This window comes from Metabacillus niabensis, from assembly GCF_020524345.1.
Lineage (GTDB): Bacteria > Bacillota > Bacilli > Bacillales > Bacillaceae > Metabacillus > Metabacillus niabensis_B.
The window spans coordinates 183,709-206,171 of sequence record NZ_JAIVLH010000002.1 but is presented as its reverse complement, the minus strand read 5'-3'; the positions used below and the strand labels follow the sequence as shown (position 1 = coordinate 206,171).

General features: G+C 35.2%; 23 protein-coding genes. 18 read left to right on the top strand and 5 right to left on the bottom strand.

Annotated elements, in window-relative coordinates; translation table 11 throughout:
* Nucleotides 1–119: 119 nt before the first annotated feature.
* The 5 genes from bluB (at nucleotide 120) to LC095_RS03950 (ending at nucleotide 3,977) form a co-directional block, all read left to right on the top strand.
* Complete coding sequence (gene bluB, locus LC095_RS03970) at nucleotides 120–770, top strand: 5,6-dimethylbenzimidazole synthase (protein WP_226526925.1); 651 nt, start codon at nucleotides 120–122, stop codon at nucleotides 768–770.
* Nucleotides 771–866: 96 nt separating this feature from the next.
* On the top strand, nucleotides 867–2,192 hold the full coding sequence (locus LC095_RS03965) for a M48 family metallopeptidase (RefSeq protein ID WP_226526924.1): 1,326 nt from the start codon (nucleotides 867–869) through the stop codon (nucleotides 2,190–2,192).
* 190 nt (nucleotides 2,193–2,382) lie between these two features.
* A complete protein-coding gene (locus LC095_RS03960; RefSeq protein ID WP_226526923.1) occupies nucleotides 2,383–2,667 on the top strand; it encodes a DUF3219 family protein in 285 nt (94 codons plus the stop codon).
* 12 nt (nucleotides 2,668–2,679) lie between these two features.
* A complete protein-coding gene (locus LC095_RS03955) occupies nucleotides 2,680–3,675 on the top strand; it encodes an LLM class flavin-dependent oxidoreductase (protein WP_226526922.1) in 996 nt (331 codons plus the stop codon).
* A gap of 68 nt (nucleotides 3,676–3,743) precedes the next feature.
* The gene (locus LC095_RS03950; RefSeq protein ID WP_226526921.1) at nucleotides 3,744–3,977 is read left to right on the top strand and encodes a hypothetical protein; all 234 of its coding nucleotides are present in this window, start codon (nucleotides 3,744–3,746) and stop codon (nucleotides 3,975–3,977) included.
* Between the two features lie 40 nt (nucleotides 3,978–4,017).
* Here the strand turns inward: LC095_RS03950 and LC095_RS03945 are convergent, their stop codons facing one another.
* A complete protein-coding gene (locus tag LC095_RS03945) occupies nucleotides 4,018–4,551 on the bottom strand; it encodes an NUDIX domain-containing protein (protein ID WP_226526920.1) in 534 nt (177 codons plus the stop codon).
* A gap of 258 nt (nucleotides 4,552–4,809) precedes the next feature.
* On the opposite strand from LC095_RS03945, the gene LC095_RS03940 reads away from it, so the two are divergent.
* Nucleotides 4,810–7,992 carry a DEAD/DEAH box helicase gene (locus tag LC095_RS03940; RefSeq protein WP_226526919.1) on the top strand — a complete coding sequence of 1,061 codons (3,183 nt, stop codon included), beginning with the start codon at nucleotides 4,810–4,812 and terminating at the stop codon, nucleotides 7,990–7,992.
* Nucleotides 7,993–8,128: 136 nt separating this feature from the next.
* Nucleotides 8,129–9,283: an alpha/beta hydrolase gene (locus LC095_RS03935; protein ID WP_226526918.1), complete on the top strand. Its 1,155-nt coding sequence runs from the start codon at nucleotides 8,129–8,131 to the stop codon at nucleotides 9,281–9,283.
* Between the two features lie 45 nt (nucleotides 9,284–9,328).
* Here the strand turns inward: LC095_RS03935 and LC095_RS03930 are convergent, their stop codons facing one another.
* Complete coding sequence (locus LC095_RS03930) at nucleotides 9,329–9,622, bottom strand: Dabb family protein (RefSeq protein WP_226526917.1); 294 nt, start codon at nucleotides 9,620–9,622, stop codon at nucleotides 9,329–9,331.
* A 152-nt stretch (nucleotides 9,623–9,774) separates the two neighbouring features.
* On the opposite strand from LC095_RS03930, the gene LC095_RS03925 reads away from it, so the two are divergent.
* Complete coding sequence (locus LC095_RS03925; RefSeq protein ID WP_226526916.1) at nucleotides 9,775–10,149, top strand: nucleotide excision repair endonuclease; 375 nt, start codon at nucleotides 9,775–9,777, stop codon at nucleotides 10,147–10,149.
* Nucleotides 10,150–10,305: 156 nt separating this feature from the next.
* Complete coding sequence (locus tag LC095_RS03920) at nucleotides 10,306–11,298, top strand: LLM class flavin-dependent oxidoreductase (protein WP_226527117.1); 993 nt, start codon at nucleotides 10,306–10,308, stop codon at nucleotides 11,296–11,298.
* 37 nt (nucleotides 11,299–11,335) lie between these two features.
* Here LC095_RS03920 and LC095_RS03915 read toward each other — a convergent pair whose 3' ends face one another.
* Nucleotides 11,336–11,548, bottom strand: a complete 213-nt coding sequence (locus LC095_RS03915) for a hypothetical protein (RefSeq protein ID WP_226526915.1) — start codon at nucleotides 11,546–11,548, stop codon at nucleotides 11,336–11,338.
* A 204-nt stretch (nucleotides 11,549–11,752) separates the two neighbouring features.
* Here LC095_RS03915 and LC095_RS03910 point away from each other — a divergent pair, with 204 nt between their 5' ends.
* Nucleotides 11,753–13,372: an oligosaccharide flippase family protein gene (locus LC095_RS03910; RefSeq protein WP_226526914.1), complete on the top strand. Its 1,620-nt coding sequence runs from the start codon at nucleotides 11,753–11,755 to the stop codon at nucleotides 13,370–13,372.
* A 151-nt stretch (nucleotides 13,373–13,523) separates the two neighbouring features.
* Here LC095_RS03910 and LC095_RS03905 read toward each other — a convergent pair whose 3' ends face one another.
* Both LC095_RS03905 and LC095_RS03900 read right to left on the bottom strand, forming a co-directional pair.
* Complete coding sequence (locus LC095_RS03905; protein WP_198025776.1) at nucleotides 13,524–13,697, bottom strand: hypothetical protein; 174 nt, start codon at nucleotides 13,695–13,697, stop codon at nucleotides 13,524–13,526.
* 97 nt (nucleotides 13,698–13,794) lie between these two features.
* Nucleotides 13,795–14,241: an AraC family transcriptional regulator gene (locus tag LC095_RS03900; protein ID WP_226526913.1), complete on the bottom strand. Its 447-nt coding sequence runs from the start codon at nucleotides 14,239–14,241 to the stop codon at nucleotides 13,795–13,797.
* A gap of 194 nt (nucleotides 14,242–14,435) precedes the next feature.
* Between LC095_RS03900 and LC095_RS03895 the strand changes: the two genes are divergently transcribed.
* From LC095_RS03895 to xerS, 8 genes are all read left to right on the top strand, one after another.
* On the top strand, nucleotides 14,436–14,966 hold the full coding sequence (locus tag LC095_RS03895; protein ID WP_226527116.1) for a GNAT family N-acetyltransferase: 531 nt from the start codon (nucleotides 14,436–14,438) through the stop codon (nucleotides 14,964–14,966).
* 123 nt (nucleotides 14,967–15,089) lie between these two features.
* Nucleotides 15,090–15,560: an NUDIX hydrolase gene (locus LC095_RS03890; RefSeq protein WP_226526912.1), complete on the top strand. Its 471-nt coding sequence runs from the start codon at nucleotides 15,090–15,092 to the stop codon at nucleotides 15,558–15,560.
* 377 nt (nucleotides 15,561–15,937) lie between these two features.
* On the top strand, nucleotides 15,938–17,251 hold the full coding sequence (locus LC095_RS03885) for an ABC transporter substrate-binding protein (protein ID WP_226526911.1): 1,314 nt from the start codon (nucleotides 15,938–15,940) through the stop codon (nucleotides 17,249–17,251).
* A gap of 105 nt (nucleotides 17,252–17,356) precedes the next feature.
* Nucleotides 17,357–18,247, top strand: a complete 891-nt coding sequence (locus LC095_RS03880; RefSeq protein WP_226527115.1) for a carbohydrate ABC transporter permease — start codon at nucleotides 17,357–17,359, stop codon at nucleotides 18,245–18,247.
* A gap of 2 nt (nucleotides 18,248–18,249) precedes the next feature.
* Complete coding sequence (locus LC095_RS03875) at nucleotides 18,250–19,086, top strand: carbohydrate ABC transporter permease (protein WP_078434036.1); 837 nt, start codon at nucleotides 18,250–18,252, stop codon at nucleotides 19,084–19,086.
* A 30-nt stretch (nucleotides 19,087–19,116) separates the two neighbouring features.
* Complete coding sequence (locus tag LC095_RS03870) at nucleotides 19,117–20,082, top strand: AraC family transcriptional regulator (protein ID WP_226526910.1); 966 nt, start codon at nucleotides 19,117–19,119, stop codon at nucleotides 20,080–20,082.
* Nucleotides 20,083–20,354: 272 nt separating this feature from the next.
* Nucleotides 20,355–21,047 carry a copper homeostasis protein CutC gene (locus LC095_RS03865; RefSeq protein ID WP_226526909.1) on the top strand — a complete coding sequence of 231 codons (693 nt, stop codon included), beginning with the start codon at nucleotides 20,355–20,357 and terminating at the stop codon, nucleotides 21,045–21,047.
* Nucleotides 21,048–21,343: 296 nt separating this feature from the next.
* A complete protein-coding gene (xerS, locus tag LC095_RS03860; RefSeq protein WP_226526908.1) occupies nucleotides 21,344–22,432 on the top strand; it encodes a tyrosine recombinase XerS in 1,089 nt (362 codons plus the stop codon).
* Nucleotides 22,433–22,463: the final 31 nt, after the last annotated feature.

Below are 22,463 nucleotides of genomic sequence, written 5' to 3'. Positions count from 1 at the left end.
TTATACTGGGCGGATTTTCATTTTTCATTTTGTCTACTTTTGTATAAACGCACGTATACTAGATTAAGAGTGACCTAGCTTGTTAGTTTTAAATTCATCTGATTTGAGGTGTATTGAACATGTTTTCCCAAGAAGAGAAAGATGCATTATACAAAGTAATTGCAACAAGAAGAGATGTGCGGAGTTTTAATAATAAACCGGTACCTGCAGATGCTGTAGAGCGAATATTGAAAGCAGCACATCAAGCACCATCAGTAGGATTTATGCAGCCTTGGAATTTTATTTTAAATGATTCCAACGAATTGAAAGAAAAGCTAGCTTGGGCTGCTGATAAAGAAAGAAGAGCACTTGCTATTCACTATGAAGGGGACGAAAGGGCATCATCATTTCTTAAATTAAAAATTGAAGGAATTAAGGAAGCTCCAATTACGGTCTGTGTTACATGTGATCCAACCAGAGGAGGAGCCCATGTGCTTGGGAGAAATTCAATTCCGGAAACTGATATGATGTCAACAGCTTGTGCAATTCAAAATATGTGGTTAGCTTCATGTGTAGAAGGCATAGCAATGGGCTGGGTTAGTTTTTATAAAAAGGCTGATATCCGTGAAATTTTAGAAATACCTCCACATATCGATCCGGTTGCTCTCATTTCATTGGGTTATACAGATGTTTATCCAAAGGCACCGATCTTAGAATCGGCAAAATGGGAAAAAAGAAAGGATTTACAAAACTTAATCTCTAAAAATAAATGGGAGGGACCAGAGAAGTAAACATACCATATGATACACATGTCTTGTCATTTTTTATGTGTATCTTTTTTAGAGAAAATAAACAGAAATTATTGTTATAAAGGAGTCATTTTTTACATGAAAGAAAATCAATTAGTACATAAGCATGAGGAAACCCTTTTTATTATCTGTGTGATCACGACGTGTTTAGCTGCTTTATATTTACTAATATCTATTGTTGGTGTTTTTATTTTTTTAGCATTTGCTCTTCTTTCGCTTTTTTCACACGTTATTTCAATGTCACATATTCAGTTAAATGGTGTTCGACTTCGTGAAACACAGTTTCCGGATTTATATGAAAAAGTTGTACAGCTTTCAACAAAAATGGAATTAAAAAATATTCCAGAGGTTTATATTCTTGAATCTGGTGGTTTATTAAATGCGTTTGCGACAAAAGTACTAGCGATCTCGGGAAAAAATATGGTTGTTTTATATTCAGATTTTGTTGATATCGCTGATGAATCCCCGGATTTTGATATTGATTATATTATTGCTCACGAACTTGCTCATTTAAAACGAAATCACATTACAAAAAGTATCTTTGTATCGTTAGCTATGTGGATTCCATTCTTGGGGACTAGTTATCTGCGAATGGCTGAATATACTTGTGATCGAATGGCCGCTTATTATACAGAAAAACCTCAAAATGCAATCAATGGATTATTAATATTAGCAGCAGGGAGACGATTATATAACAAAGTCAATTTAAATGAATTTTTAGAGCAATATAATGAGAAAAAAGGTTTTTTTGCAACTCTCACAGAATTATTGTCAACTCATCCGCCAATTCCAAAAAGAATACACGAAATTGAAACATTTATGAATGATGATAACCAACCATCAGTAACATTAGTAAGTAAAACAAAACAAGTTGTGTTTATCATTATCCTGGTTTTCTTCCTGTTGCCAGGGTTATTTATTGGATTAACCGTAGGAACTGCATTCATAATCTCCAAGCTTGATTTCTTAAGTGGATTTGCAGATCCATATAGCTACGAAGATGAATATAGTTATGAGGACGAACCTTTAATGCAATCAATTGTTGATGATGATCAGGAAACAGGTGAACAATTATTAGAGGATGGGGCAGATCCTAATACGATTAATGAATTTGGCGAAAGTGCACTGATGATTGCCATTATGAATGAAAAACTGGATTTTGTTCCAATGCTTCTTGAATATGGTGCAGATCCGAATCATCAAGATGATTACGGATGGACGCCGTTAATGTCAGCCGTTGTTGCGGGTGATCTTGAATCAGGAAAATTACTGCTCGAATCTGGGGCTGATCCAACATTACAAGATACAGATGGCTTGTCAGCAATGGACTATGCAAATGATTATGATAATCAGGAATTTATTCAGTTACTTGAATCGTATGTAAATGATCCTAGTATGTTCTAACAAGCTACAGTTATATCTTGAATAAATATAGTAAAAAGGATGAACATAATCAAGTTCATCCTTTTTATATAATCTTTTTTCGGGATGGTTTAATGACATGATCCATCAACTTGAGTCAATTTATTTTTCATAAGAAGAAAATTATTATATGATCGTATATACATATAATAAACAATAGGAGGTTTACTTAATGGTAAATGAAGTCTATTTAAATGATACACCTATTTCTATTACCAAATACGAAGAAAAATCAGTTAATAATCTTATTCAACTATCTGTAGAATTCCTTGTTACTAGTGACGATTATCATGACATCACGACTTTATTATACAAAAATACGTTTGATGTAAAAATACCTGAAAGAAATATTACCTTTCACGGTGTTATAAATAACTATTCCACTTCCCTAACAAATTTATATAAAGAAAACCAAGTATCAAAATTTTCTCTTCAAATCATTGAACAGTCAAAATAGAGAGGCGATAATATGAGGTTAAGTATATTAGATCAGGCACCCATATCTTCAAACCAGACACCTCGTGACGCGTTACTGGAATCATTACAATTAGCTCAAGCAGGTGAGCGTCTAGGGTATACTCGTTTTTGGATTGCAGAACATCATGATATAACAGGACTGGCATGCTCATCACCTGAAGTAATGTTAGCTTATATTGGAGCAAATACAAAAACAATTCGTATTGGTTCGGGAGCTGTTTTATTACCATATTACAGACCTTATAAGGTAGCAGAGACATTTAACTTGCTAGCTACCTTATTCCCCGATCGAATTGATATAGGGTTCGGACGTGCACCGGGGGGATCCGCAGAAGCAACAAATGCGTTATCAGACCAATTTCTTCAGCAAGTGTGGGATTTACCAAAATCTATTATGGAGTTACTTCATTTTATTTATAACGACTTTCCATCAGAACATGAATATGCCAGAGTTCAAGCAGCTCCACTTCCTGACACAGCTCCTGTACCTTGGCTCCTGGGGACAAGTAAAAAAAGTGCCTTATTAGCTGCAAAAACAGGCTTAAGCTATGCATTTGGGCAGTTTATGAGTGATAATGACGGTGAAGATATTATTAAACTATATCTTGATCATTTCAAACCAAAACGAATAGAAAACCATCCCAACGTAATTCTGACGGTTTCAGCGATATGTGCGGAAACGAATGAGAAGGCTGAAGAAATTGCGTTAAGTTCACTATTATGGTCTATTCAGAAAGAGAAAGGTGAAGGAACACAAGGTATTCCTTCTATTCAAGAGGCAATAGAATATCCATATTCCGAAGAAGAAAAGCAAAAAATTGAAAAGATAAAACAAAAAATGATTATTGGTAACCCGTTAGAGGTAAAACAGAAGTTAATCGATATTCAAGCTACTTATCAAGCCAATGAAATCATGCTTGTCACAATCACACATTCGCCGGAAGATCGTCTCACATCTTATCGGCTAATTGCAGAAGCATTTATGTAACATGTATAATCCATCTTTTATCGCTCATTCTATAGTAGAGAAGAGTGTATAGATAAGGAGATGGCATAATGAAGGAATATGATATTACACATATGATCATAGATGATGGATTATATGCAGAAGAATCAGTGACAACTGATTTCACTCATAAGAATAAAGATTACAGTATTACGTTTAAAAAAACAGATCTCGAAATTTTAAATAAATGGGTATTCGAAAACAATACCTCACTCCCTGCAAATCTTTCAGATGAATTGATTGAACTCATTCGGGATGAAGTGAAGAAGAAGATAAACGAATAACCTCAACAAGATGATGTTACCTCCTTGTTGAGGCCTATCTTTATATGGAAAAAAGTAAAGAGTCTTTCAGTACTGTTATTTCATCTTTTTGTAGACCATTCTCTGCACTTTCAAAAGCTATTTTTACTAGCCACCTCGTAAATGGAGCAACATTCATTTGTTCAATTTCTTCTAGGCTGTAAAAACCTGCTTCATCTGACTCAATTCCATCAGGAACCGGGTCACCATTTATATAATCCATTGTAAAAGCAATATAAACATTATGAATTTGGCGTGGAAGATCACGAAGTGCAACAATTCGATTTACTCTCGCTGTTATTCCAGCTTCTTCTTTGACCTCTCTTTGGATTGTTTCTACAATGTTTTCAAATTGTTCAATATATCCGCCAGGATTAGTCCAATATCCTCTACCAGGATCATGAGCACGTTTCACAAGGAGAATTTTGTTTTCTCTAATTACTAACCCTCCTACACCAATACTATAATCACCCCAATGAACGAACTCACAACTGGAGCATGCTTTTCTTTCTACACCATCGATTTCTCGAAAACCCATTTCTGAACCACATTTCATACAAAAGTTTACTGACAAATTCATCATCCTTATTTTTATAAATTCTTTTCATATATTCTCCAGGTCGTACACCATTCCCTCTTTTTGCTGAAAAATGAGGGAGAATTACAGCGAATCAAGAAGAGAAATATCATTTTTTGCGCTTGCCCAGGAAATGTTCTTGGTATATTCCTATTACCTATCATGAATAAATTCATGGTAAACTGTATGTTGACATTTATCTTAAAATAGTTAATCCGCTTCAAAGGAGGCCAGACATTGAATATTAAACTAAATCATCAAATCATAAAAGAAGTGTGTGGCATAACATCCTTTAAAAGGGGAAGTGCTTTTTACCATGCAAATAAAGTAGTCTTTGACTCTTATCAAAACCATCAATATAATGCAACAGTCACTGGCACAGAAGATTTCCACGTTACAATAAAACATGCGGGAAAAGGAGAATTTAAAGCAGAGTGCACTTGTCCAAAACTAGCTTCGTTTGATAAAGATTGTCAGCATATTGCTGCTGTTTTGTTATCAATCTATGAGCAGCAAAGGAAAGGAACAATGCTAGAAAATTCTGCCTCGTCAACCGAACAATTGACAGAAGGATTGTTTGGCTTATTTAATAGTTCTCAATTCAGAGCAAGCAGACATCAAGATCACTTTGAAAATCGTGAAGTGTTGGAAACAGAATTTGTTTGTAGGCCAATTAAAGGAGAAGACGGACATTACCTACTTGGAATAGAGATAAGTATTCAGAATCATAAAATTCGAAATATCCGTACCTTCTTAGAAAAATTAAAGCAAGGAGACGCTATCCAGCTTTCTTCTTTTACTTTTTATCATGACAAGCATTGCTTTCTGAAAGAAGATGATGTGATTTTACAACAACTGATTCAAGTTGCACATGACGAGAAAATCTATAATGAACATAGATTAACACAATCACAACTTATATTAATTCCACCGACTTCATTTGGAAAACTATTTCCTTTTCTCTTACAAGCACCGCTCGTGAAGATTGAAAATAAGAAAAAACGTTACCTAAGGATTATTCAGTCAAAGGATTTACTCCCTATTAATTTTAGTTTGGGTAATACTCACCATAACAGCTATGAACTTTTGATTAACGGTTTGGAAAAAATGGTAGTCCTACAACCATATCAATGTATTTTGTATGAAAATACGGTTACTTTTCTAGAGAATGAAGATTCAATACGATTATTTGAAATGCAACAGATGCTCAAATCCTCTGGGACTAATCGACTCATGATTCCTCAAAATCAAATAACGACTTTTCTTGAAAAGGTGGTACCAGGTCTCCGTAGACTTGGAAACGTATCATTTACAACTGAAATGACAAATTTGATGATAAAAACACCATTAGTCGCAAAACTGTATGTAGATCGAATTAAAAATCGGTTATTGGCAAGCCTTGAATTTCAGTATGATCATATCATTCTTAATCCTCTTGAATCCCGTGAACCACCAACGAATACATTGCTCATAAGAGATCTGGAAAAAGAAAATGAAATTTTAAGGTTGATGGAAGAGGCTATGTTTTCTCAAACCGATGAAGGCTACTATCTACAAAATGAAGAACTAGAATATGAATTTTTACACTATCTTGTGCCGAAGCTTCAGAAGTTGACACAAATCTATACTACAACAGCGGTACGCTCTCGTCTCTTTAAGGAAAATGTGAAACCGCAAATACGTATAAAAATGAAAAAGGAACGGATAAATTGGTTAGAATTCAAGTTTGAAATAGAAGGATTTGTAGATAAACAAATCAAGGAAATATTAGAAGCCCTTGAAGAGAAACGGAAATATTATCGATTAAAAAACGGCTCATTGCTTTCTTTAGAATCAAAAGAGTTTCAGGAAATACAACGGTTTCTCCAATCTCCTTTTCTCCAAAATCAACGTTTATCTGATGGATTGGATATACCGTTCGAGAAATGTATTCAGCTTCTTGATTATGTTGACAGCAGTGAATCATTTCAATTAGAAGCCTCTTTTAGAGAGTTTCTTCAAACAGTTCGGGAACCTGGAAGCCTTGAATTTCCAATACCTGAGCGTTTGGACTCAATTCTTAAGGACTATCAAAAAACAGGATACAAATGGATGAAAACCCTTGCCCATTATGGATTTGGAGGAATATTAGCCGATGACATGGGATTAGGGAAAACTGTCCAGAGCATCGCGTTTATTGTGTCAGAGCTTTCATCTATTCGTGAGACAAAAAATCCAGTTCTCATTCTATGCCCATCGTCACTCACCTATAATTGGCTAAGTGAACTTCTAACTTTTGCACCGGAAGTACAGGCTATCGTGTTAGATGGCAGTAGAGCAGAACGGGAATCCCTTCAAAAGGATATATCGAACATAGATGTTGTCATTACGTCGTATCCTTTATTACGTAAGGACATTAAGTGGTATGAGAAACATGATTTCCATTCCGTATTTTATGATGAAGCACAAGCATTTAAAAACCCTTTAACCCAAACAGCACGAGCTGTAAAAAAAATAAAAGCAAACTACCGTTTTGCTCTTACGGGTACTCCAGTTGAAAATTCGGCAGAAGAGCTTTGGGCCATTTTTCATGTTGTGTTTCCACAGCTGTTTTTAGGGTTAAAGGAATACAGTCAGCTTACAAATAAGACGATTTCACGCAGAATTCGGCCATTTTTATTAAGACGAATAAAAGAAGAAGTTTTACACGAATTTCCGAAAAAATACGAAGAAACAGATACTGTCGAGCTACTTCAGGAACAAAAGAAGCTGTATGCAGCATATTTGGCAAAGCTTAGACATGACACACTTAAACATTTAGATAAAGATACAATCCGAAAAAACCGAATTCGAATTTTAGCAGGGATCACGCGATTACGGCAAATTTGTTGTCATCCAAAACTCTTTGTTGACGGATATAAGGGCAGCTCAGCAAAATTTGAACAGCTCTTTCAAATCATTGAAGAAGCAAAACATGCTGGAAAAAGGGTGCTCATTTTTTCTCAGTTTACAAAAATGTTAGAGCTTATAGGAAAAGAACTCACAATAAGAGGACTTTCATATTTTTATCTTGATGGACAAACCCCCTCCGAGGAACGGGTAGAAATTTGCCAACGATATAATACAGGGGAAAGAGATTACTTTCTTATTTCATTAAAAGCAGGAGGAACCGGTCTGAACTTAATGGGTGCGGACACCGTTATCTTGTATGATACATGGTGGAACCCTGCAGTAGAAGAGCAAGCAGCCGATCGTGCCCATCGTATTGGTCAGAAAAATTCTGTTACCGTGTTAAAACTTATTTCAAAAGGTACGATAGAAGAAAAGATGAATGAGCTCCAAGATAAGAAGAGAAATCTGGTCGAAGAAATCATTGAATCCAACAGTGAGACCTCCTCAACTCTTACAGAAGAAGATATAAGAGAAATTTTAATGCTATAAGCCTTCAATCAAAGATTGAAGGCTTTTCCCTATGCTTCCTAAAATTGGCGTATTTATTCCTGCCTATCATCCATTATACTAGAATAATAGATGAACATCGTTTTTTAGAAGGAGGGACGCGAAATACTGCACCAATATGCTAAAACAACTAAAGAGATTCGTTCTCTCAAGCATGATTATTATCCTTTTAAGTATTATTGGCGTTATTGTAACGGTAGAATATTGGAGTCACACAGAAGCAGGAAAGGTTCCTGTAAAAACTGGTGTTTTATTACATGCAGTCGATCAACGGATTGTAACATCCAGTATGAAGGTTCCTAAAATCTTTACAGGTTCTGGTAAATCCCGTTTTGACCGTAAAAATATGACCATTCCAATGCCCGACGGAGCGGAAATACCGATCAGAATTTATCAACCTAAAGCAGACGGTCCACATCCTATCATTTTATATTATCACGGCGGAGCTTTTTTAGAAGGCTATGGAAACATTCAAACACTTGATAATATCGTCCGTACATTAGCCTCTAAAACAAATAGTGTTGTTATTTCTGTCGGATATCGCTTAGCACCTACATATCCTTTTCCAACTGCAACTGAGGATAGCTATAAAGCACTGGTCTGGACAAAGGAACATGCTGATCTATTTGATGGAGATTCTTCTAAACTAGCTGTAGTAGGAGATAGTGCCGGAGGAAATTTAGCGACAGTCGTCACGATGATGGCCCGGGATAGAAACGGACCAAAGATTATCGCTCAAGCACTATTATATCCGTTAACTACGTTTCAAGATGTTTCATTCCCTTCACGTCAAACCTATGATAGCGGTTATTATTTTATATCAAGAAGTGTTATGGAAAAAGCTAGAGAAAATTATACCCCTGATGAAAAAATGTGGTCTAATCCCTATACATCACCACTTGATGCCAACCTTAGCAACCTTCCTCCAGCGTTCATCATAACAGCTGAGTTTGATCCACTTCGTGATGAGGGAGAAGCGTATGGGAAACGTTTAGCTGACTACAAGATTCCAGTTACGGCGACTCGATATAATGGTGTCATGCACGGGTTTATTTCATTATATGAGGTTATGAATAGAGGAAAACAAGCATTAGATGAAACAGCAACATACTTAAATGCTGCTTTTGGGAAACAACCTACCTATCAATCTTATAGCTTTACTATCAATGAAGAGCAATCTACGATAGAAAAACTTCAAGATCGGGGAGAAGCCTATGCAATTGGAGCTTTTTTAATAGGAAAACAGGCTTTTTCCTTAATGCCATCTTGGTGAAATAAAAAAGGATGATCAAGTTATATGTTGATCATCCTTTTTCACTTATAATTCAAAATCTACGACAACAATATCAGAAAGACCGATCTCTTTTAAATAAGAAACAGCTTCCTGGTGTTTTTCATGTGGACCATATGCTTCAAGAGACTGCTTATCTTCAAATCGTACTGTAAGACCTACTTGGAATCCCTGGCTCCTATCTGAAAAGTTTAAACCTGCTTGAATATCGATAATTCCGGAGATTTCATGTTTTAAATTTTTCAGCTTTTGAATCGCTTCTGTTTGTTGCTCAACAGATGTTGTCTCGTTAAATTTAAATATCACTATATGTTCAACCACTGCTACTCCTCCTAATATGTACAACTATTTTACTTTTCCCTTTTATTATTGCATAATTCAGAAGAGATGTTCAATTAAAAAAGGATTGTGTATAAGAAGAAGGAACGCTATAGTTAAATGAGCTTAGAACTATTAATAAAGGAAGTGTCAAATTGATTAACATAGAAATACCAAAAAGTGATGTATCGATTATTAAAAGAAAGCAACCAGAACAAGAGAATACACCTGTCATAAAACCAATCCAAGGATTTATTGACCTTCATGAAATCCCAAGAGATAAAGGTGGAGTCATCTTGTTTTACAACAGACAGGATGAGCTGCTATTTGTCGGCAAAGCTAGAAAACTAAGACAACGTGTAAAAAAACATCTTGAAGACACCGTTTCTCCACTAAAAAATCATCGAGATGAAGTTTTTCGCATTGATGTTTCAATAGTGGAAGATCCGATGGAACGTGAAATATATGAAACATATATCATCAATACACTACAAGCAAAATACAATGTAGACAAAGTGTTCTTTCATTAATTAGTAAAAAATCGGGTACTATGCATAGTTGCATAGTCCTTTTTTTCGGTTTAGGAACAATGAAATGAGTAAAATTTCTCAAGCTGGAAAATTGAGAAACTGAATGTCTTATATTAGACTAAGCTAAGAATAAAGAGGAAGAAAGAGGGGAATATCATTAAGCTAAGTGTTCTGGACCAATCAGTTATTAGAAAAGGGGAAACAGCAAGTATATCTTTTAATCAAACTCTAGAACTGGCAAAGTTATCTGAAGATCTGGGATATACACGGTTTTGGGTAGCGGAACATCATAATACAAGCGGAATTGCAGGAACATCACCAGAGATTTTAATCTCACATATTGCTGCAAATACGAGTACTATCCGTATTGGTTCTGGCGGAGTACTTCTTCCACAATACAGTCCATTTAAAGTTGCTGAGAATTTTAAGCTACTAGAAACTCTTTATCCTAACCGTATTGATCTAGGAATTGGCCGCTCACCAGGAGGGTCTCCCGCAATCCGATTAGCATTAACAGATAGTCTACGAAAAAGCATGAATGAATTCCCGAGGCAGATATCAGATCTACAAGGATACTTAGATGACTCTATACCTGACTCTCACCCTTATCATAACGTTAAAGCCTATCCTGTTAGTGATGGATCACCTGCAGTTTGGATTTTAGGCGTCACACACCGCGGAGCAAGAGTAGCAGCAGAAAAGGGCACTGCATTTACATACGGACATTTCATCAACCCGGAAAATGGATTGAAAGCAATGGAAACATATCGGGAGAGTTTTCAGCCGTCAATTTCTCTGAAAACTCCAAAGACGAATGTATGTATCTTTGTTATATGTGCACCTACACAGGAAAGGGCAGAGGAGATCGCCATAAGTCAGGACATTTGGTTATTATTTTTAGAAAAAGGGATAGATACACATATTCTGCCTGTTCACGAAGCGAATAATGTCAAACTAACTAAAAAGGATAATGAAAGAATCGTGGAAAATAGGAGAAGAATGATAATAGGTACACCTAAGAAAGTTCGAGAGGAAATCATTCGATTAAGTGATTACTATAAGACCGAAGAGTTTATGATCATCAATAATACCTATGACTTTCAAGAAAAGTTGCAAACATATAGGTTATTGGCAGAACAATTTCTCTAAAAAATGCGGGACAAATGTTGTCACCGCATTTTACCTTTTACCGTTTTTTCTTTTTATCATTACCTAATGGCTGATTCTTAACTTTTTTCTCAAGAACCACATTTACTTGAACAAGATTTTCAATATTCTTTACGCTTAAAACCTTCCCTTTACGCCCTTTAATTTTTACCGCATCATCCTCAGAAGGAACATGATTTAATAACTGACACAACAAAACCGTATTTTCTTCCACAAAATGAACAACTGTCACTTTTCATTTCTCCTTTTTATCAATTTGTCAAAAAAGGATTTCTAGAACTAATCTCCATTTGTTAGTACATTGTTATATGATATGAAACGATGTGAAAAAAGACACAGATATTGTTTGAATGGATTCATTAAATCAATGAAAAAACATGCTAATATAGATAAGGTTACATTTCCAGAATAATAGACAAAGTTTTGAGGTGCTTTTGTGGAAAACAAATTTTTAAGAGGAACTTTTTTCTTAACTGCTGCAACACTTATTTCAAAGGTATTAGGGTTTATTTATATCATTCCCTTTACTGCGTTAGTTGGGATACATGGATATGCATTATACCAGTATGCTTATAAACCTTATACGATTTTTTTAAGTTTATCTACAATAGGTTTACCCTTAGCGGTATCCAAATTTGTTTCTAAATATAATGAGCAGGGGAATTATAAAGCAGGACTCACCCTATTGAGGTATGGAATGCTGCTTATGACGGTAAGTGGTGTTGTCTCTTTTACTATCCTTTATTCACTTGCTCCTAGCTTAGCCAGGGTATTATCAGATCCGGACAGCTTATCAGGGAATACTGTTGAAGATGTTGAGTATGTGATTCGCCTTGTCAGTTTTGCATTATTGATCATCCCTCCAATGAGCATACTTAGGGGTTATTTTCAAGGAAGTCAATCCATGGGTCCATCAGCTATTAGTACAGTTCTAGAACAGGTTGTCCGTATTGTCTTTATTTTGGCTGGTGCATATACTGCTATACATATTCTAAATCAATCCATTAGAAATGCTGTAGGATTAGCAACCTTCGCAGCCTTTATTGGTGGAGTAGCAGGTTTTGCTGTCTTGATTGTCATAATCTTATCAAGGAAAAAATTAATAAAAAAACAAATGGAAGAAAGCTCAATGAACGAGAATGTAGCAGTAATCTCCATGTTTAAAGAGTTAATTGGATATGCGATACCATTTGTTGTTACCGGCTTAACTATTCCTATTTTCCAGAACATAGACACATTCACAATTAACAAGTTATTTCGACTTATCGACTATACATTATTAGAAGCAGAGAAGATAAATTCAGTTATTGGCTTAACCCAAATTCTCATAATGGTACCAGTATCATTAGCTACAGCATTCGGCATGTCATTAATACCAGGTATCACATCATCTTTTACTAACGGAAAGATCGGTGAGGTCCAACATAAGATTACCCGCACATTGCAAACTCTCATGTTTTTTATTTTACCTGCAGCAATAGGATTAACTATTCTTAGCAAACCTATTTTTTTGATGATCTTCGGAAATAGAAATAGTCCTGATCTAGGCGGAGAGATTATGCAATCTTATTCCATGGCATCTGTCGTTTTTGCTTTGTTTACTGTTACAACAGCGATTATGCAGGGATTAAATAAACAAAAGAAAGTCATGATCGGAATAATGATTGGAGTCATCGTAAAAATAGTTTTAAATATTATTTTTATCCCTATTTTTAAAGAGGTGGGACCTGTTATAGCTACTTATTGTGGTTTAACCCTGTCTGTCTTGTATAATGTGTATTTTATTCAGAAAACCATTGGCTTTGACTACAAGACTTTGATTAAAACATTAAAGCCTATCATTTTTCTTTCTGCGATCATGTCAATAGCTGTGATATCTTTGAAACTATTAACAGAAAATTGGCTTCTTGAGAGTCATAGTACATATATTAATGCATGTATCGTTTCTATTGTAAGTATTGTGACTGGGGCTCTTGTGTACTTAGGGATGGCGGCGAAAAGCAATCTTTTAAATGATTTAGGAATAGCTAAATATAGAAAATATAAAAATGAGTAAATAAGATGAGTTTTATTCAGAGGCTGTATGAAGAATATTTATTATGATTGAGAATTATCTCTAAAAGCAGAAAGATGATCTACACACATAATCAAAATAATCGTTGAAAATGTGCAGTAGATCATTAAGCTTTTAGCAGGAATGCCATTTCTTAAATCGAATTTAATTCCTCTTCAAAGTAAAACGTATTTGGGTATTCTTTTAGTGTATAAGAATATCGCTTCATATTTGCGACGTAACTGCTGTTGCTGATCGTTACAATTTCATTAGTAGCCTTAAGACGAACTTTTTCATTAACTTCATATTTATTTTGTTTATTTTTCACAACGTTCCAACTTTCTTTGTAAGAGATATTAATATTATCTCACAAAATAAGTTATTTAGTTTGGATAGAAGAAAATATTTTGCCATAATGACTATTTTCAATTCATAGGGACGCATATTTCACAAGTAGGATTCGTATTTATATCACCTGTGTATCTTTCTATAATTGGTTTGTTATCCATTTCAAACTCATTGTTTTGGATGGCTAATAAAATATTTTCATATGCTTTTTGGATATCTACTGCTGTATGTTTGACTTCGTAAACAAGGTAATTCCCACCTGAAATTTCTTTTACACTAATTGTTCCATCTATCTCATAGTTTTCTGAGATCACAATACATGCGTCAAATTTGCAGTTTTCAGGTTGCATGGTTTCAGGGTTGTCTTGTGGAATGCCAAACAGGATTGCTGTTTTAAGAAGATCTTTTTCTCTAGCCCACTTTTTTAATTCCTCCATCACCTTTATGTTTTCAGGACCATATGGACCAACTCTTCGTACATAAGCAACACGATAGTTTGGAATTGTTTCAGTTTTACATTTCATTCATACATTCTTCCCTTCACGATTAATATTGTTAGGTACATTTCGAATGTAGCATGCTTAAAAATGATTTACACTTTATTTTTAAAATTTTGGTAATTATGTATAATATTGTTATGATTTCAAAAGCGGGAAGCAGTAACAATCTTACACATTCACAGTTGAAATATACTACAAGGAGGATCCTGGAGATGGAAATTTTCCCTAGATTAGAAACAGATAGATTAGTATTAAGAGAAATTTCAAGGGATGATGCCGAGGGCATATTTGCTTGTTTTTCTAATGAAAATGTGACGAGATATTATGGTCATGAGACGTTAAATAATCTAGAGCAAGCTGAAGCGTTTGTCGAATTTTTTGCAAACAGTTATAAAGAGAAAAAAGGAATTCGTTGGGGAATTGAAAGAAAAGGAATACAGGGAATAATCGGCACAATTGGATTTAATGCTTGGTCTCCTAAACATAAACGAGCAGAAATAGGATACGAAATACATCCAAAACAGTGGAGAAAGGGTTTCACTTCTGAAGCAGTCTTAAAAGTAATCCAATATGGATTTGATGAATTAGACATTACTCGTATAGGAGCTGTTGTTTTTACAGAAAATGAAGCTTCTAATCAATTGCTTTCCAAAGTAGGATTTCAAAAAGAAGGGATTCTTAGGAATTATATGTATCAAAATGAAAAGGCGTATGATACATATGTTTATTCCTTGATAAGAAATAGATAACGTTCTTTTAGGTAGCGGGTACAATCCAAAAATCCTAGAGGATGATGGAGACAATAAGTAGAATAATCTAATGTTAGAAGTATAGGTATGATCTTAACTATTTGAAAAGGGGATGAGATAAAAATGGATGCTACATTTAACCTGGAAACAGCTGTTTTTAATTATAGGGTAGCAGCAATTATGATTGAAAAAAATCATGTGCTAGTTCACAAACAAGTAAATGATCAACATTGGGCTATACCGGGGGGAAGGGTAGAAGTACTAGAAGATTCACGAACAAGTATTACGAGAGAAATAAAAGAAGAGCTGGGGTTAGATATAATAGTAAATAATTTGCTGTGGTTTACTGAAAATTTTTTTGAATATAATCATAAAAATTTTCATGAAATAGGTTTATATTATGAAGTTTCATTTAAAAGTCAACCTAAATTTGGTAGCGAGGCTTTTTATGGAGAAGAGGGTGAAAGACTAATTTACAAGTGGGTTCCTATAGATGAACTGGGACACCTAGTACTCTACCCTGAATTTCTTAAAAGCTCACTAAAAAAGTTACCAAAATCAACCGAACATGTTGTTATCGGTAAAAAAGCTTGAGTTTTAGTCTCAGTTCGAAGAGCTTTCTTGGTGTTAATCAATCTTGCAAGAAGAGTTTGTATTTGTGTAGAATTACGATTCTTCTATTTGGTCTCTGCCTGTTTTTTATAGAATGATAAACTTATACAGCAACGAGAGTTAATTTTTCATAGAAAAAAACACAACGAGGATCAAGCATTGTTTTCAGGTTTTTACTATAATTAAAACAACTCTAAAATCATGAGGATATAGTACATGGTTACTTCTAGTCGGAAGGAGGATAGAAGTTTTATACATTTTTAGAGTAATATAAATTTGTAAGCGTTAACATACTCTTGATGATTTATCAATGGATGTATATCATTGTGCAAAAGTTAACCGCAAAGGAGGAATTCCAAGTGTCTTTCTACGAAAAAAAAGTAACTATTCTTGTCATTTTCGTTTTACTGGCAGGTTTAATGTCGGGTTGCAGTTTTACAGTAAATGGTGCAAATACGGGGGTTAAAGACGGGAAAATTCAGCTTCGAGTTACCTGGTGGGGATCTCAGGATCGCCATGATAAAACCCTAAGAGCTATACAATTATTTGAAAAAGAAAATCCGGATATACACGTTATTCCTGAATTTACAGGTTGGGATGGGTATTGGCAAAAATTAGCGACTGCCGCTGCAGGTAAAAACTTGCCTGACGTTATTCAAATGGATTATGCGAAATTAATGGAATATATTGATCGAGACCTTATTGTCGATATGAACTCATATGTTGAAACAGGTACACTAGATTTGAGTGATGTTGGTAAGGCGTATATTGAAGGAGGATATGTTGATGGGAAGCTTTACGCTGTTAATTTAGGCACGAATTCTCCAGCGATTGCATATAACCCTGAAATGTTTAAAAAAGCAGGAATAGAAGAGTTTAAGCCCGGTTATACATGGGAGGATTTCGCAAACATTTCCATGCAGCTCCAAGAAAAATTCGGGGAAGGTATGTATGGTGCAGGAGGAGTAGCAAATGCTCTGCCATGGTTTAACATTTATTTAAGACAACATGGCTTTGAAGTTTATAACAGTGATGGAACGGGACTAGGATATGAAGATGACAAATTTCTAATAGACTTCCTTCAATATTGGGACGAGTTGTTAAAGGCTGGCATCGCGGCACCGCCAAAGGTAACATCGGCAATTCAAGGCCTTGAAGATGAGTTAATTGTTCATGAAAAGTCTCCTTTTCTTTGGTTTCACAGCAACCAAATTGTGGCTTTACAGCAATCAGCAGGAAAGGATATTAAATTAGCTGTTTTCCCTAGCACTTCTGGTGGAAAAGAGGGGCTCTATTTAAAACCGTCTCAGTTCTTCTCTATCTCAAAAGATTCAAAACATAAAGAAGCGGCAGCTAAATTTGTTGATTTTATTACAAATGATATAGAAGCCAATGAATTACTTGCTGCCGAAAGAGGGGTCCCTATTTCAAAAAAAGTTCGGGAACATTTAAGACCAAAAATGAATGATGCAGGGAAAGAGATGTTCGACTATGTTGAACGAGTTGAATCTCATTCAAGTCCAATTTATCCACCTGAACCACCTGGATCAGGTGAAGTGGGTATATTGTTTGATCGAATCATAGAGCGATTAAATTATGGAAACATCAGTGCGGAAGAAGCGGCCACTCAATTTAGGGAAGAAGCGGCAGAAATATTAACTAAAAACAAATAAATATTTTTTATACCATTGGAGGTGCGAAGATTGAAAGCGGATACAAACACAAAAGAGATATCGAATATTGAAGTAGTTACTCATCAACGTACAAAAGTCGCTAATTTGAAGAAAAGTTTGAAAAAGGAATGTACAGCTCTTGCGTTTATTTCACCATGGTTACTTGGATTTCTTGTTTTTACAATTGGTCCAATGATTGCTTCACTCTATTTGTCATTTACGGATTATGATATGTTAACAACTCCAAAATGGATCGGTCTTGAAAATTACATCAATATGTTTACAGAAGACCCGCGATTTTGGACCGCTCTTAAGGTAACGTTTACGTTTGTGTTTATATCTGTTCCATTAAAGCTTGCGTTCGCTTTGTTTGTGGCGATGTTATTTGTAAAGCCTCGACGTGGAATTGGTGTTTACCGGGCTGTTTATTATGTCCCATCGATCGTAGGCGGAAGTGTAGCTGTCGCCGTTATGTGGAAGCAGCTGTTCGGTTTGGAGGGAGCAGTGAATGGCATTCTTGGTATTTTTGGAATGGAAGGACCGAACTGGATTGCAGATCCGAACTTTGCTTTGTGGACGTTAATTCTTCTCGTTGTTTGGCAATTCGGCTCTCCAATGTTGATATTTTTAGCCGGACTGAAACAAATTCCAGTCGAACTTTATGAGGCTGCGGCAGTTGATGGTGCAACCAAATTTAGTCAATTTATAAGAATAACTCTCCCGATGCTGACGCCTGTCATCTTTTTTAACTTAGTCATGCAAGTAATTGGTGGTTTTATGACCTTTACGCAAAGCTTTTTAATTACTGCAGGTGGTCCACTCGACAAAACGTTATTTTATGCGGTGTATTTATATGAGAAAGGATTTACTTCTTTTCAAATGGGATACGCATCAGCAATGGCGTGGATTATGTTAATTATTGTAGCGATATTTACAGGATTGATCTTCAAGTCATCCTCTGCATGGGTTTATTATGAGTCGGAAGGTGGGAAGTAAATATGAAAAAATCGACAAGAAGCTTTGTCTTTCACTTTTTCACAATAAGTATCGGTTTTGTCATGCTTTATCCAATTTTGTGGACATTGGCTAGTTCTTTAAAACCAGAATCAGAAGTATTCAAAAATGCAGCTTCCCTGATTCCTAACGCTCTGGAATGGGGAAATTATGTTCAAGGCTGGAAAGGTTTCGGAGGTATTACATTTGGCTCTTTCTTTTTAAACTCAGGACTTGTAACATTACTTGTAGTAATCGGTACACTATTCTCATCTTCATTAGTCGCTTTTGGATTTGCCCGTTTGGACTTCAAGTTTAAACGAGTATTGTTTATCTGCTTGTTAGGAACAATTATGCTTCCGACACAAGTCACTTTAATCCCACAGTATGTTTTGTTCCACAATCTTGGATGGGTTAATACATATAATCCTCTAACGTTACCAGCTTTCTTTGGTGGTTCTGCTTTTTTCATTTTTTTAATGATCCAGTTTATTAAAGGTATTCCAAGAGAATTAGACGAGGCAGCCGTTATTGATGGATGCAGCACTTTCGGAATCTTTTACAGAATTATCCTGCCGTTGATGAAACCGACATTGGCAACCGTTGCTATTTTTTCTTTCTATTGGACATGGGACGATTTTATGGGACCCTTAATTTATCTAAATGACCCGAATTTATTTACTGTTTCTCTAGGCTTACGATTGTTTTCCGACCCATCATCAGTGACAGAATGGGGACCGTTGTTTGCGATGTCAATCGTTTCGTTGTTACCGGTGTTTATCATCTTTTTATTCTTTCAAAAGTACCTCGTAGAAGGCATTTCGACAACCGGGCTTAAATAATCATTAGAAAGGGAGGCGGGAGGTGTAATGGTGAAAACATGTAATCTAGCTTTCTACCGAAACAGGGGCAATCCTAAATCAGACAATTTTGATTTCCATTCTCATTCGGATTTTGAAATTTATATGTTTCATAGAGGGAATTGCAACTACTTAATCAATAATAAGGTTTATTATTTGCAACCAGGGGATATTATTCTGATGAATGGATTAACTCTTCACCGCGCGAATCCGTTGCCACCTGAACCATATGAACGAAGTGTTATTCATTTTTCTTCTGAATTAATTCAATCAAACCTGGATGTTCTTGACTTTCCTGAATTATTAGGCCCTTTTAATACTTTTAACAATTGCTTGTTTCGTAACATACCAGATGATTTGCTGTCACGGATTGAGAAGTTGATCGAAAAAATTGCAGATTTATATGAAGAGAGCAAGAATACATCAGTGATGTATGACATGGCATTAAACAACCGTTTTAGTGAGGCAAAAATACAAACATTGGTGATTCAACTGTTATTTGAAATTTTCGAACTAAGTCAGACTCACTTAAATAGGCTGATTCAAGTTGAATCTGAAAAAGCACAACATGTAAGAAGGATAATATTGTGGATTGAACAGCATTATCATGAAAATGTAACATTGGACAGTATTGCAAAAAACCTCATTATCAGTAAATATTATATGTCCCATATATTCAAAGAGGTGACTGGAGGAACCATAATAAAATATCTTATGGGATGCAGAATAAATCGAGCAAAAAGACTGTTGCAAACTGAACCAAAAAAGTCAATATCAGAAGTAGGGTTAGAAGCTGGATTCAAACACACTTCTCATTTTAGTAGAATATTTTTGGAGAAGACTGGAATGACTCCATCAGATTATCGAATAAAATATTGTAAAACTCAACAATTTTCTCCAGCAACAGAAAATACGTTTTATTTAAACGATAGAAAAGGACAAAGTGAGGGAGTTTGCTCTACGATCGAATTAAATTAAAAGATAACAGTTATATGGACGAAGAATTTGGGCTTACATTATTAGCATTTTCGCAATCACCATTCATTGTACTGCACCCCGATTGTTAGACACAATCGTACAATCGGGGTGCAGTGATTCTGCTCGCTTTAAACTATACACACTCTATTATTAAAATAACAATGGTACTTCACCTAATATAACATCTGCATATAAACACTTCTCGTTTATTTTGAAGACAGAGAAATATAGAAAAATGCCGATAGTCAGCTAAAAGAAAGGACTAAATAAACATGATTTTGGAAGTAATTGCCATTTCTTTAACAGATGCAAAAGACGCACAAGAGGCTGGAGCAGATAGAATTGAACTGGTCACAGGTATAGGTGAGGGTGGATTGACACCAAGCTATGGCATGATCGAACAGGTTTGTGGCGAAATAAACATACCGGTAAATGTGATGATCCGTCCGCACAGCCACTCATTCACCTACAATCGTGATGATGTAAAAACAATGGTAAAAGATATTCAAGTATGCAAAAAGCTTGGGGCAAGTGGAATTGTCATCGGTGCACTTACTGAAGACCGTTCTATTAATCATGAGACACTAAATCGACTGATTGACGCATCAGACGGGTTGGATATTACATTCCACCGTGCATTTGATGAAGTACACGATCCAATAAGATCTTTAGAAATTTTAATGTCCTATAAAGAAATATCACGAATTTTAACATCGGGTGGAAAGAATAAAGTCCCTGATGCTGTTAAAGAAATTCAATCATTAATACAAAGATCAGCTAACTCTCATATTGAAATTATGCCAGGATCTGGATTGACAACTGGTAACTTAACGCAATTTATGGATCAAGTGAATATTTCTGAAGTTCACTTTGGTTCTGGAGTTCGACACCAATTAAGTTTTTCAGAATTCATTGATCCAAATAAAATCAAAAGCATAAGAAAAATAATGAAATCATTCACATAAATACTGTAATCATTTCGGAAATAGGATTCTTCAAATAAAATGTATGGTAGGCACAGCTATTTAAACATGTGTATTTTGATTAGATGGAAAAATCTAAAATACCCAGTCTGAATAATAAAGGAAGAGAAGAAGAACCTGAAGTTGCTAACGAACAAACGGCTTATTTAATAGAATTGATTTCATTATTTAACTTTTGTCGAATGATAAATAACATTATTACGTAAAATATAAATTTGACGTAATAAACTCAATAATTTATACTAAAAGTATAGAAAAATCGTCTCGAGGTGTATGTAATGGCTTCAGAATCACAGCAACAGCATTATAAAAAATTACAAGTGTTGCTCAAAGAATTACCTTGGTATGTTGAAGAATACATTGATCATAAACGCAGAAAACTTTCCGCAGCATCTTTGCTTAATTACTGCCATGATTATAAGATTTTCTTCAATTGGATCATGTCTGAGCAACTATACGCTGGCAATCTAAAAGATATTCCATTAGAACTGTTAGAAACATTAACCGTTCAGCAAGTTGAAAGCTTTTTATACGTATTGCAGTACGAACTACATAACAAAGAAATTACGGTCAATCGTAAATTATCCGCTTTAAAGTCCCTATTTAACTACTTGCAAAACATTGCTGAAACTCGTGATCTTAAGCCATATATTCAGCGAAATGTTATGGCAAAAATTGAGTTTAATGAGCTAAAAGACAGCATGGAAACAATCGCAAACAAAATTGAAGGGAAAATTCTCCTTGGTGATGAATATGAAAAGTTCCGCCGGTTTATTGCTCATGATTATGGTGAATTGAATAAGGAAAATAAAAAGCTTTTTAACTTTTACCAGCTAAACCAGGAACGCGATACGGCCATTGTTTCCTTGATATTAGGCTCAGGACTACGATTATCAGAGGTTGTAAACCTGGATATAGATGACATAGATTTCAGCAAGTATACAGCTCGCGTAATACGTAAAGGAAATAAGGAACAATTCGTTTTCTTCAGTAAAATTGCCATGGATGATCTTCAGGAATATTTAAAAATTAGAGGAAATCGCTATAAGGTTAAAAAAAACAATAAAGCCTTATTTGTAGCAGCTGCAATGGGTCCAAAAGGAAAATCCAGACGCCTAACAGCAAGATCAATTGAGAAACTGATTGAAAAATATGCTGCAGCTTTCGGAAAACCTTCGTTAACTGTACACAAATTAAGGCATTCATTTGCTACAAGATATCACTCAGAAATCAACGATGTACCAAAGTTACGACGCCAACTGGGGCATTCATCAATTCAAACAACGATGATATATACGCATATACGAAATGATGATTTAAAAAGTGCTGTAGATCGGATGGATATGCCTAAGGACCACATTGATTAAAGTGGTCTTTTGGCATAATTTTTTATCCTAG

Bases quoted from the DNA above. Each gene is read 5' to 3' on its own strand.
- LC095_RS03960 (WP_226526923.1), top strand. From the start codon at position 2,383: ATGGTAAATGAAGTCTATTTAAATGATACACCTATTTCTATTACCAAA.
- LC095_RS03890 (WP_226526912.1), top strand. From the start codon at position 15,090: ATGGATGCTACATTTAACCTGGAAACAGCTGTTTTTAATTATAGGGTA.
- LC095_RS03865 (WP_226526909.1), top strand. From the start codon at position 20,355: ATGATTTTGGAAGTAATTGCCATTTCTTTAACAGATGCAAAAGACGCA.
- LC095_RS03935 (WP_226526918.1), top strand. From the start codon at position 8,129: ATGCTAAAACAACTAAAGAGATTCGTTCTCTCAAGCATGATTATTATC.
- LC095_RS03950 (WP_226526921.1), top strand. From the start codon at position 3,744: ATGAAGGAATATGATATTACACATATGATCATAGATGATGGATTATAT.
- LC095_RS03875 (WP_078434036.1), top strand. From the start codon at position 18,250: ATGAAAAAATCGACAAGAAGCTTTGTCTTTCACTTTTTCACAATAAGT.
- LC095_RS03955 (WP_226526922.1), top strand. From the start codon at position 2,680: ATGAGGTTAAGTATATTAGATCAGGCACCCATATCTTCAAACCAGACA.
- xerS (WP_226526908.1), top strand. From the start codon at position 21,344: ATGGCTTCAGAATCACAGCAACAGCATTATAAAAAATTACAAGTGTTG.
- bluB (WP_226526925.1), top strand. From the start codon at position 120: ATGTTTTCCCAAGAAGAGAAAGATGCATTATACAAAGTAATTGCAACA.
- LC095_RS03965 (WP_226526924.1), top strand. From the start codon at position 867: ATGAAAGAAAATCAATTAGTACATAAGCATGAGGAAACCCTTTTTATT.
- LC095_RS03945 (WP_226526920.1), bottom strand. From the start codon at position 4,551: ATGAAATGTGGTTCAGAAATGGGTTTTCGAGAAATCGATGGTGTAGAA.
- LC095_RS03900 (WP_226526913.1), bottom strand. From the start codon at position 14,241: ATGAAATGTAAAACTGAAACAATTCCAAACTATCGTGTTGCTTATGTA.